This is a genomic window from Fluviispira multicolorata, assembly GCF_009208585.1.
Lineage (GTDB): Bacteria > Bdellovibrionota_B > Oligoflexia > Silvanigrellales > Silvanigrellaceae > Silvanigrella > Silvanigrella multicolorata.
The window spans coordinates 346,434-358,026 of sequence record NZ_WFLN01000007.1; the positions used below are offsets into that span (position 1 = coordinate 346,434).

General features: G+C 33.2%; 13 protein-coding genes. 10 read left to right on the forward strand and 3 right to left on the reverse strand.

The window, feature by feature from the left end:
* The first annotated feature begins 197 nt into the window (after positions 1–197).
* The 3 genes from ccoN to GCL57_RS10550 are packed head-to-tail and all read left to right on the forward strand — an operon-like array spanning position 198 to position 3,062.
* A complete protein-coding gene (gene ccoN, locus GCL57_RS10545) occupies positions 198–2,339 on the forward strand; it encodes a cytochrome-c oxidase, cbb3-type subunit I (protein WP_152213308.1) in 2,142 nt (713 codons plus the stop codon).
* Complete coding sequence (locus GCL57_RS14815; protein ID WP_161597706.1) at positions 2,336–2,494, forward strand: hypothetical protein; 159 nt, start codon at positions 2,336–2,338, stop codon at positions 2,492–2,494. Before ccoN ends, GCL57_RS14815 begins: the two co-directional genes overlap by 4 nt.
* A complete protein-coding gene (locus tag GCL57_RS10550) occupies positions 2,484–3,062 on the forward strand; it encodes a cytochrome c (protein WP_152213309.1) in 579 nt (192 codons plus the stop codon). Before GCL57_RS14815 ends, GCL57_RS10550 begins: the two co-directional genes overlap by 11 nt.
* On the opposite strand, the gene GCL57_RS10555 is transcribed toward GCL57_RS10550, so the two are convergent.
* Complete coding sequence (locus tag GCL57_RS10555; RefSeq protein ID WP_152213310.1) at positions 3,059–3,736, reverse strand: sulfite exporter TauE/SafE family protein; 678 nt, start codon at positions 3,734–3,736, stop codon at positions 3,059–3,061. The two genes, GCL57_RS10550 and GCL57_RS10555, sit on opposite strands and share 4 nt — an antisense overlap.
* Between GCL57_RS10555 and GCL57_RS10560 the strand changes: the two genes are divergently transcribed.
* Genes GCL57_RS10560 through GCL57_RS10570 form a run of 3 tightly spaced genes read left to right on the forward strand, consistent with a single transcriptional unit; the run spans position 3,717 to position 6,795 of the window.
* Entirely contained in the window at positions 3,717–6,179 is a 2,463-nt protein-coding gene (locus GCL57_RS10560; protein ID WP_161597707.1) for a heavy metal translocating P-type ATPase, read from the forward strand. The genes GCL57_RS10555 and GCL57_RS10560 overlap by 20 nt on opposite strands.
* Entirely contained in the window at positions 6,167–6,418 is a 252-nt protein-coding gene (gene ccoS / locus GCL57_RS10565) for a cbb3-type cytochrome oxidase assembly protein CcoS (RefSeq protein WP_152213312.1), read from the forward strand. Before GCL57_RS10560 ends, ccoS begins: the two co-directional genes overlap by 13 nt.
* 11 nt (positions 6,419–6,429) lie before the next feature.
* Complete coding sequence (locus GCL57_RS10570; RefSeq protein ID WP_152213313.1) at positions 6,430–6,795, forward strand: response regulator; 366 nt, start codon at positions 6,430–6,432, stop codon at positions 6,793–6,795.
* 7 nt (positions 6,796–6,802) lie between these two features.
* Here the strand turns inward: GCL57_RS10570 and GCL57_RS10575 are convergent, their stop codons facing one another.
* On the reverse strand, positions 6,803–7,105 hold the full coding sequence (locus tag GCL57_RS10575) for a rhodanese-like domain-containing protein (RefSeq protein ID WP_152213314.1): 303 nt from the start codon (positions 7,103–7,105) through the stop codon (positions 6,803–6,805).
* Positions 7,106–7,253: 148 nt separating this feature from the next.
* On the opposite strand from GCL57_RS10575, the gene GCL57_RS10580 reads away from it, so the two are divergent.
* From GCL57_RS10580 to GCL57_RS10595, 4 genes are all read left to right on the forward strand, one after another.
* On the forward strand, positions 7,254–8,927 hold the full coding sequence (locus GCL57_RS10580; RefSeq protein WP_152213315.1) for an ABC1 kinase family protein: 1,674 nt from the start codon (positions 7,254–7,256) through the stop codon (positions 8,925–8,927).
* Positions 8,928–8,933: 6 nt separating this feature from the next.
* Positions 8,934–9,353: a hypothetical protein gene (locus tag GCL57_RS10585; protein WP_152213316.1), complete on the forward strand. Its 420-nt coding sequence runs from the start codon at positions 8,934–8,936 to the stop codon at positions 9,351–9,353.
* Between the two features lie 61 nt (positions 9,354–9,414).
* Entirely contained in the window at positions 9,415–9,909 is a 495-nt protein-coding gene (locus tag GCL57_RS10590; RefSeq protein WP_152213317.1) for a hypothetical protein, read from the forward strand.
* Between the two features lie 21 nt (positions 9,910–9,930).
* Positions 9,931–10,278, forward strand: a complete 348-nt coding sequence (locus GCL57_RS10595) for a histidine triad nucleotide-binding protein (protein ID WP_152213318.1) — start codon at positions 9,931–9,933, stop codon at positions 10,276–10,278.
* 6 nt (positions 10,279–10,284) lie between these two features.
* Here GCL57_RS10595 and GCL57_RS10600 read toward each other — a convergent pair whose 3' ends face one another.
* Complete coding sequence (locus GCL57_RS10600) at positions 10,285–11,577, reverse strand: vitamin K epoxide reductase family protein (RefSeq protein WP_161597708.1); 1,293 nt, start codon at positions 11,575–11,577, stop codon at positions 10,285–10,287.
* Between the last annotated feature and the right edge of the window lie 16 nt (positions 11,578–11,593).

Sequence of the window (11,593 nt, forward strand, 5' to 3'; positions counted from 1 at the left end):
AATTATATTATAAAAAATAGAATGTAGTTATTAATGAGAACCATTCTCATTAATAATGTCATAATTTCGTCAGTAATGACAATAATAAATCAAAATTAATCCCGATACATCCTTGAAATAGGGATCCAAATAAATAAATATAAAAAAGTAATTATAATTTTCTTTTTATTTTTTAAAAAGAATTGTGGGAGAGTCCGATGAGTTTAGAACGGTTTCGATACGATGATGATATTGTTAAAAAATTTATAATTGCAACAATTATTTGGGGAATTGTTGGAATGTTTGTTGGAGTTATAATTGCTATACAGCTTTTTTTTCGACCATTTAATTTTGACACTCCTTGGTTAACTTTTGGAAGATTGCGTCCATTGCATACGAGTGCAGTCATTTTTGCTTTTTGTTTAAATGGGGTTTTTGCAGGTATTTATCATTCATCACAGCGTCTTTTAAAAACAAGAATGTACAGTGATTTCTTATCAAAGGTACACTTTTGGGGATGGCAATTTATAATTGTCTTAGCGGCTATCACTCTTCCTCTCGGACTAAGCACATCAAAAGAATATGCAGAGCTTGAATGGCCAATTGCTCTTTTAATTGCTCTTGTATGGGTGATTTTTGCATTTAATTATTTTATGACCATAGCCGTGCGTAGAGAAAAAGTTTTATATGTTTCTATCTGGTTCTATATTGCAACTATTATTTCAATAGCACTTCTACATATTGTAAATCATATCTCTTTACCTGTTTCATTATTTAAAAGTTACAGTGCATATTCTGGTGTTCGTGATGCACTTGTTCAATGGTGGTATGGACATAATGCAGTTGCTTTTGTTCTAACCACACCGTTTTTAGGATTAGGTTATTATTATATTCCCAAGCTTGTGAATCGTCCTATTTATTCGTATCGTCTCTCAATTGTACATTTTTGGTCACTCATTTTTATTTATATGTGGGCTGGTCCTCATCATCTCCAATACACAGCTTTGCCTGAATGGTTGCAGACAGTGGGAGTTGTCTTTTCTGTTATGTTATTAGCTCCTTCTTGGGGAGGAGCAATTAACTTTATTTTAACTATTAAAAGTGCTTGGAAAGAAATGAAGGATCACCCTTCTACCAAATTCTTTTTTGCATCTACAATTTTTTATCTTATTGCCACATTTGAAGGTCCTCTCTTATCTTTTAAAGATGTTAATAGAGTCGCTCACTATACGGATTGGATTATTGCACATGTGCATGGTGGTGCACTTGGATGGAATGGTTACCTTATTTTTGCAATGTTCTATTGGTTAGTTCCAAAAATATACAAGACAGATCTCTACAGTAATAAATTAGCAAATATACATTTTTGGATCTCACTTGTTGGTATTCTTGTTTATATAATTCCAATGTGGATTGCTGGTATATATTTAGGAATTGTACGTGAAAGTATTACAGACGGTGTGCTAACATATCCTAATTATATGGAAATGGTAAAGAGCATTTTACCTTATCATTATTTAAGAGCTATTGGCGGATCCTTATATCTCGTAGGATTTATTATTGGATCCTATATGCTTTATAAAACCATTAAAAAAGCTGGTAAGGTACCAGACACAGAGGTTGAAGCCGTCCCATTTTCTAATATCGAACATAACAAAAATGCTTTTGGATCCTTACAAAAAGCCGCCGAGAATTTAGGACTTGTTATGGGAATGCTTTCATTGGTAGCAGTTTCAATCGGTGGAATTATACAAATACTACCTCTTTTAATCACTCACTCTACCGAAGAGCGAATTCCAACTCTTAAACCTTACTCTCCTCTCGAACTTGAAGGCCGCGATATTTATATCCGTGAAGGCTGTAATAACTGTCACACTCAAATGGTCAGAACCTTTAAAGAAGAAGTTATGCGTTATGGACCATATTCTAAAGCAGGTGAATTTGAATATGACTTTCCACATCTTTGGGGGTCCAAACAGACAGGTCCTGATTTGCACAGACTGGGGAAAAAATACGGAGACCTTTGGCACTATAATCATATGATGGATCCCACCACAATGACTCCAAATAGCACCATGCCTAAATATGATTGGCTCGCAAAAGATCTTCTCGATACCTCGTATACAAGCGATAAAATGAAAGTCATGGCAAAATTAGGTGTGCCCTATTCAATGGAAGAAATAGAAAATGCACTTGAATCATTAAATAAACAAGCGAGCAAAATTAAAAATGGTCTTTCTACGCAGGGCGTAAATATCAGTTCGCACTCTGAAATAATTGCTCTTATAGCTTATTTACAAAGACTTGGAATTGATGGCAAAGAAGCTGAAGAGGCACATAAAGAAGGGAATAAAAAATGATTCGTGAATTAGCAACGGATCATTCAGATATTTTGCTTACGGGAATAGTTTTTGTGGGAACATTCCTGCTTTATATTATTTGGATGATTTGGACATCTATTATCAGTAAAAAGTATATAAAACATTGTGAGGATTTGCCAAAAAATGACGACTGAAAATGAAGATAAAAATAAGAAAAAAGAGGTAAAATTTATCGATCATGATTTTGATGGTATTAAAGAGCTAGATAATCCCATTCCTTTATGGTTTCATTGTTTATTTTATGGAACTATAATTTTAGGTGCAGCTTATTTATTATATTATCAAATTTATAAAGGAGGCAACACTCTTAAAAAAGACTATTTAGCTTCTATGGAGCAAAACTCAGGTGAAAGTCCAAAAGGAGAGAATGTTCCATTTGATTATAAAAATTTCTTGCAAGATAAAGATAAAATTAAGAGTGGAAAACAAATATATGCTTCGAACTGTGGTTCATGTCACGGAATGAGTGGTCAAGGTGGAGTAGGTCCTAACTTAACAGATGATTTTTGGATTGCAGGTGACACGTATGCAGATGTGCAAAAAATTATTGAAGAAGGTGAGCCTGCGAAAGGAATGCCTGGCTGGAAAAGTATATTGGGTGATAAAAAGATTCAAGATCTTGTTATTTATATAGCATCTATACAGGGGACAAATCCACCAGGAGCTAAAAAGGCCGAAGGAAAAGCGGGTAAGTTACATTAATGACAATTTACTTTGTGTTCTGTAACGTGTTCATGTGAATGAGAAAACAAATCTCTAAAAACACCAGCACGCATTAATGCAAAAAAAGCGACCATTAAAAGTAACAAAATTGAAATATATTTTGCAAGGGAAGCATTTTTCTGAGCAAGAAATACAAAAACACCTTTTCCTCCAAGTAAAACTGGGGATGTTACTAATGAAAAAGTGAGCATTCCAAGTCCGCTGATAATGGGGTTGGAATACGAAGCACACATAAGAATTGCTGCATATAAAAAACCACAAGGTAACAATGCGGTGATTATTCCAAGTGTAGCTGCTTGAGATAAAGGAGAATATCTCATTATTTTATGAATGATTTTTTGAGTCATTACAGATTGATTGTTAGAAGATTTTCTTAATAGGTAAAGAATTTGGAGCAAAGCTAATACTGCAACTATCCAAGCAATTTTACTTGCAGATAAACCTAAAAATTTTTCAAAAAAGACTAAGCCAAAAAATCCTGATAAAACACCGATAGTTGTGTAAGATATTGACCGAAAAGTAAAATATTGCCAGGTCTTTTTATGACAAGCGGCAACCATCGGAGAACACATCCCAAGGCAATGAAGAGATCCTGAAAAGCCAAAGATGGCAACCGATGATAAAGGAACTATAATGTTTAAAAAATCACTCATAAAAAACGACTCCCAATATGAACAAAACAATTCATTAATAGCACAGAATATGAATGATCATGAAGTAGATATCGGAAATAAATTACCTGAGCTTTGCTTACACTGCCAAAATTCTCTTATAACAAAAAGAGTAAAAAATTCTTTTTGCTGTAAAGGTTGTTACTCGGTATATTATTTTTTAAAATCTCATGACTTAAATAAATATTATGAAATAATGAAATTAGTAGGAAAACATCCTACGCAAGTTGATGAAGTAAATGATTCTCATTTTCTAATCTTTCGAGATGAAAGTCTTAATTCTATTTTTAAAATTAAAGATGAAAAATGGGGCTTTTTTGTTCCTGAAGTTAAGTGTGCAGCCTGTATCTGGTTAATAGAAAAAATACTTTCTAGAGATTCAAATATTTATGGAGTTTCGGTGAGTTTACTTGAAAGAACGGTGAGTTTTTCGTTTAAAAATGAAAATGAAAAATCATTAGAACAAACAGCTCGTTTGCTTATTTCTGCAGGTTATGATGTTTTACCGCTCCCCTTTTTATCTTCTAAAGAATTTCGTTCAAAATATGAAAAAGAAAGAATTAAAGACATTGCTGTTGCTGGTTTTGCTTTTGGCAATGTAATGATATTTGCGGCAAGTTCATATTTTGGTCTGTATTTTGGTATTGAAACTCATATTAATAAACTTTTTATTATCTTAAGTATGATTATAACGGTACCAACGGTAGTATATGCAGGAAGAAGCTTTTTTATAAATTCAGTAAGAGCACTTAAAAATAAAATTGTGCATATTGATATGACAATTTCTTTTGCGCTCATTGTTTCTTTAATTGTGAGTATTTATGAAACTATAATGAACTCTGGTAAGGTTTATTATGATACAATTACAGGTCTTATTTTTTTATTACTTGTTGGCCGGTACTTTCATGAGAAGTCAATAAATAAAGCTAAAGAACTTGGTGAGTCTATAAAAAATATTTTACCCACTGAAGCTTATACCATTAAAAAAGGGGATATTCTTATAGTTCCAATTGGAAAAGAATTTCTTGCAGATGGTCGTATTATTGAGGGAGAAACAGAAGTAAATGAAGCTTCATTGAGTGGTGAAGAGTATCCAGTGGTGAAAAAAGTTTCAGATTTTGTTTTAGCTGGTTCTCAAAATATTTTAAAACCCGTAAAAATTATTGCTGAAAAAACAGGAACAGAAACTTGGATTTCATCTCTCGAAAATTTAATTGGAGCTGCAAAATCAAGAAAGTCGCATATTGAATCTGTGATGGAAAAAATCCTTCCCCATTTTACTTATTTTACGATTTTTTCTTCTTTTATCGCATCTTTTGTCTGGTATTTTATTGATAAAACACAAGCACTTGATGTTTTTGTTGCGATTCTTATTATTTCTTGCCCCTGTGCCTTAGCCTTAGCGACTCCGCTCGCCATGTCCTCCGCCCTTAAAAAATTATGGGAAAATGGAGTTATTGTTAAAAGTTCTGAAACAATAGAGACAATTTCTAAAATTAACACACTTATTTTTGATAAGACTGGAACTTTAACTGAAGGAAATTTAAATATAATAAATCATATTTGTTTAAATAAAGATAAATTCGCTTTAAAAAGTCCTGAAGAAGAAGAAATTTTAAATGCTATTGCGCAAATAACTAAACATTCTTTACATTTAGTATCTAAAGCGATAACAAAAAAGTATTTAAAGTCAGAGTTAAATATATCACTCACAGATATAGAAGAATATGCTGGAAAAGGAATGCTTGCATTCTTAAATGGAATTGAAATTCGTATTGGAAAAGCAAGTTTTGTTGGTTTAAAAGAAGATAATTCTTCCAGCGAATTTTGTACATATGCTAAGTACGAGCAATTTTTCTTTAAATTTATTTTATCTGAAACAATTAGAGTGGATGCTAAAGAGTTTATTCAATATTTGGATAAAAGAAATATTGAATCTTATATTTTATCAGGTGATAGAAAAGAATCAGTGAGAAAGATTGCCGAAGCTTTAAATGTAAAAGCTGAAAATTGTTTTTCCTCTTTATTACCATTTGAAAAACTTGAGTACCTCGAAAGTCTACAAAAATCAGGCCGGTATGTCATGGCTATAGGAGATGGTGTAAATGATGCCGCCATGCTTGCTAAAGCTCACGTTGGAATTGCTGCGCATGGAGGGGTGGATATTGCTTTACATTCATCGGATCTTTTTTTGCGAAAACATGAGATGAGTCTTTTAAAAAAGACATTTGAATACAGTAAATATGTTAAAAGAACTCTTATTATCTTATTTTCAGTAAGTTTATTTTATAATGGAATCGTTGTTATTTTGGCTTCGTTAGGCTTTGTCAATCCATTATTTGCAGCACTTTTTATGCCTTTTTCTTCATTAACTGTTTATTTCATAGTTTTATTTCGTAAAGGAAATAAAATATGGCGATTATAATGTATTTAGCAATTTTTATGCTTATTGTGGGTGGAGTCTTTTTAATTGTTTTTTTACTTGCAGTAAAAAATGGACAATTTGAAGATCTCGAAACTCCTGCACATAAAATTCTCCTCGATGATGATGTTTTAGATGATGATCCTTGCGCAGACTCCCCTGACGTATCTGACTCGAGAAAGGGGAAAGCTAAAGTAGAAGCAAATAAATCCGATATTTACAATCGGATGTCTAAAGGTTAGAGGTTTTCTTCATGGCAAAAACTATTTTGATTGTAGATGATGCAATAACCGTGCGTAATCTTGCAAAATATGCTCTATCTAGAGGTGGTTACAATATTTTAGAAGCTGAAGATGGATCTGTTGGCTTGGCAGTGACACGGTCAAATAACGTTGATCTTATAATTTCTGACTTAAATATGCCTAAAATGAACGGACTTGAACTTGCAAAAGCAATAAAATCCGATCCTAAAACACAAAATATCCCAATTTTTATGCTTTCAACGGTCGCAAGCCAAGAGGTGGCTCAACAAGGCAAAGAAATTGGTATTATGGTATGGATTGTTAAGCCTTTTGTCCCTGATAAACTTCTTGCAGCAGTTAAAAGAGTCTTAGATTGAATCAGTGTTAGAATAGATCTTTTAATTCTTCATATCCCCCTGGATTTGCATATCGCGTCTTTTTTAAACCCTTATGAGTCAAAAACATTTCAGCTTTTTCAGCTCTTCCACCTGCTTTACAATAAATAAAAACCTCGCTTTCTGAAGGTATTTCAAGGTATCTAAATTCTAAATCAGGTAAAGGTATGTGAAGACATCCAGGAAGTGAGCCTTTTTGCACTTCATCATCATTGCGTATATCAAGTAAAACTCGTTTATTTTTATCCGCGTTTTTATACATTTGAGCAAATTCTGTGCAATTTATTTTCATAAAAACCTCATTTGTGAATTATTCTAAAGCAGTATTATTTTTATTTCTTTAAATGAATTCCTTAGAAATAAAATAACCAGTGTATTATAGATGAATCGAGGTGCGTAAGCGATAAAAATACCTCACTTTGAAAATAGAAGAGGTTCGTATGCCTTCAAGTATTTTACAAAAATTTAGAAATATTGGACGACTCACACATATAGTGAATATTCTCGCACGTTATGGCTTTAAAAGAGAAATACAACGTACGGAACTTGGCGATCTTATACAGCCTGTTGCGGGTGAAAATTCCCTAAATGATAATATCAACAACGCTTCTCATTCTATTGCAAAAAGGCTTGCGTTGGCCTTTGAAGAATTGGGACCTACCTTTGTAAAATTAGCGCAAATTCTGTCAGCAAGGGAAGATCTTCTTCCTAAAAACTATATTGATGAGTTTAAAAGATTGCATGATAGAGTAAAACCTATCCCTAAAGAAATTGTTGAGAAATGCCTTACCGATGAGTTTTCTGAAGAAATGTTATCTGAAATTGAGCATTTTGATTACTTGCCTATAGGTTCAGCAAGTATAGGGCAGGTTCATCGGGCTACCCTTAAAGATGGTCGGAATGTGGTTTTTAAAATTCAGCGTCCTGATATAAATTTGGTCATTTCAAATGATATTGCAATACTTATGACAATTGCTTCTTTATTAGAGACCGCTATGCCTGAATTGCGACTTCTCCGCCCAACTATTATTATTGAAGAACTGCGGCGTTCTTTATTAAATGAATTAGATTATTTGCGAGAAGCATCAAATACAGAAAGAATGAGAGTCTTTTTTAAAGATCATAAGGATATTGAAATACCGCAAATATTTTATAAATATTGTACCTCAAAAATACTTTGTATGAGCGAAATAAAAGGTACCAAATTAACTGGTAAACTAGAAATTAAAAATACAAAGGCACTTGCTCGTATTGGTGTTGAAGCTTTTCTGGATATGACTTTTAAACTCGGTGTTTTTCACGGAGATTTGCATCCTGGTAATTTTATTTTAATGGATAATGGAAAATTAGCTATCCTTGACTTTGGACTGACAGTCAGGCTCAAACGCGATATTAGAAATACAATGGCATTTATGTTTTATTCTTTATCAAAGCAGGATATCGAAACCTGTGCGCGACTTTTTATTGATTTAACTGAGAGTGATGATTATACTTCAAGCGATCATCTTGAAACAGAAATAACAGAAATTCTCGATAATATTATCACTCTTCCTGCGCATGAAATCCATTTAGGAAAAGTGCTTATGCGTATTGCAAAAATAGCCGCAAGCAAAGGCGCTCCCATGGAAAGAGATTTAATCCTCTTTTTTAGAGCTCTTATTGTACTTGAAAATTTTGGGCGCAGTATGAATGCTAAATTTCAAATTCTTGAATTTTCAACTGAATATGCAGAAAAAAACTCTTTGTTTCATTTTGATAAAAAGTGGTTTGAACGCAATATTGGGCTTGCAATGCATGATTCAGGGGCATTTATCAAAGATTTACCAATAACGCTCAGAGTTTTGGCGAAAAAACTTCAAAGCGGATCCCTCGCCTTTCAGTTTAAAAGCGAGGATATTATATACTTAACCCGAGAAATCGATAGAGCATCAAATAGATTAAGTTTAGCAATTTTAATTGGTTCCATAGTATTGGGAAGCAGTATTGCTACTTACGGAAAACAAGGTAGACTGTACGACTCTCTAGCCACATTTGGATTGGTTGGCTTTGGAATTGCAGTGGTGCTTGGTCTTTGGCTTATTCTGGGAATTATTCGTTCAGGACGTTTTAAGTAGAGTTATATGCTTCAAGAATTTTGTGTTGACATATGGTTTTGTTATGGAAGTTTCTCCTATGGATTTGAAAGTGAAATCCATGCTTATGGAGAAAACGAATTGGCATTGTCTTTGCAAACACAGAATGAGGAGCAAGGTGAACAAATTGACTCGTTTTTTGAACAGGTCGTAGATAAACCCAAAGGTCTTTTAAGAGTTGAGCTGCGTATATTTGGCCCTGAAAAAGTGTTTAAAAGGCATAAAATTTTGGGTCCTATCCACTTATTCACTGATATTGTGCCAAAACAGATTCCATTTGAAGGAAAATCTCCTCTCTTAAAATTTGTTTCGGTTAAAGGCATTTCTCCTACCAACACAGAATACTGGCATAAACTTGTCCGTCAAATTTGGAATCAAGGGCAACAAAAGGCTTCGCAAAAAAGATAGAATGTAAATACAATTATGCTTTTTTTATAATTGCATTCTTTCTTTGCTCGGAGGTTATGCCTTGCGACAGAAAAAACTTATTTTAAGTGTACTATTCATTTTCGTATTTGTTACATTTTTTATTTTTGCAAAAATAAATGCAGAATCCGCACATGAAGTTAAAAAAGTGAATGGTGAAGAAGTTTATGTGCCAAAAGATGAAGATAAAACTTTAAAGAAAATGACTCTTCCTGCAGGAAAAAAGTCAGAAATGCATTCCGAAAAAAAGACTGCTGAGGAAGACAAAAAAGATCCACATGGAACGATGGTCAATACCCAATCTATGTCGAGTCTTGAGAAAGCTAAAGAAGAAGCAGGACACATGGAAAAAGATAAGCATGAAGAAATGCATGGTGCTGCAGCTGAAAAAAAAGAAATGAACGGAAAAGATATGTCTAAAAGTAACAAACTAACGCAATTTGATGAAGAACCATTCGATATTTATAGACCTAAAGGTTATATTTGGTTTGCAGCAGTTTTTGTGGTACTCCTCTTTGTGATATTTGTTTTTACTTAAATTTTTTAGAGAGATATCATAATGAGCCAAAAGACAATTTTTGAAAAAATTTTGCAAGGTGAAATTCCTTGCAAACCAGTTTATGAAGATGAATATACATATGCATTTAATGATATTAATCCTCAAGCTCCTATTCATGTTTTAGTTATACCTAAAACAAAAATAGTAAATGTTGCTTTATCAAATGAAAACGATATCGAGCAGATGGGGCGCGTGTTATATGCGGCAAAAAAAGTTGCTGAACTCACCGGAATTGCCCAATCTGGATATCGCCTTGTTATGAATAATGGTGAAAACGGTGGGCAAACTGTTTATTATATGCATTGCCATGTCTTGGGAGGAAGATCACTTGCATGGCCTCCAGGTTAAATTCTTTTAATTTTTTAGCATTTGATTAAATGAATTTGCAAATGCATCAATTGAATGTGCTCCTGTATATTCTTCGCCGTTAATGAAAATCATTGGCGTACCTTGAATATTTAATTGATTTGCAATATGCGCATCATCTTTAATTTTTTGTAATTCAACGTTACCTTGAACGCATTGAGTGAATTGATCTGAATTGATTCCAAGTAATGCAGCTTCTTTTGTCAGTCCATTGATAGAAAAATTTTCAGCTCTTTGTGCATCTGACCAAAATTGTCCTGAAAATGCCCAAGATTTAAATTCCCAAAATTTACCCTGTTGTCCCGCACAACGAGTTGCTTCGGTTAAAGTACAAGTGTATTCAAATACTCCTGCCGATGGGATATAAGGATTGCATTTATTACTGATTGGAAAAAAACGATAAATATATAAGACTTTATTAATTCCCACAATGTCTTGTGCTTTCATAATAGCCTCAGTTGCTATGCGGCAATGAGGGCAGCCATAATCAGAAAACATTTGGACAATAACCTTAGCAGAATCACTCCCTCTTCTATAATCTTCACCATTGCCAACAAAATTAGTTTTATTAAATGTTAAAAGTGATCTTTTAAGATCATTTAAAGTAGCTGTTTGAGTGTCAGTTTGGGATGAACTATTTGCTGTACTTTGAGTTTCTGCTTTTACCTTTGAGGCTTCTTGAGGTTTAAAATAGTCAACAAGTAAAGGAGCTAATAAACCTGATGCAAGTGGAGGAATCCCTAAACATAAACAAACAGCCATCAATCTTGTCAATGCATCGTGTTGTGATTTTTTTGTTTCATTTTTTAATTTAATATACTGTAAAAGTTTAGTTACGAAATAAACAACAATGAGAGCATGGATAACACTACAGGTTGGACAAGTAATTTGTAAAACAGTGTATGAAATATAAGCTAAGATAATTACGACAGTAATACCAATAGAAGCAAGAAATAATTCAACTGTAGCAAGCCATTTTTTATTAATATTTGCTATGCGAGGCATAATAGATGCTGATAAAAGAATTGCAAAATATGTCATTCCGTAAGCTCCTAACGGAATCGAAGCAAATTCGCCATAAGAGCTACCAATAACAACGGAACAGCTTACTTTTGCATTAAAGTCACACATAGCAGCGCCTGAAGAGTTCATTAAAAGTTGTATATGAACTATGAGTGCATAAAGAGAAACTCCAAATCCAATAATTGATATTATTATTGAAATGGGATTTAGTTTTTTTATAAAATGAGAATCAGTTTCTTTTTTTATAACATTTTCCATTACAAATTCCTGTTGC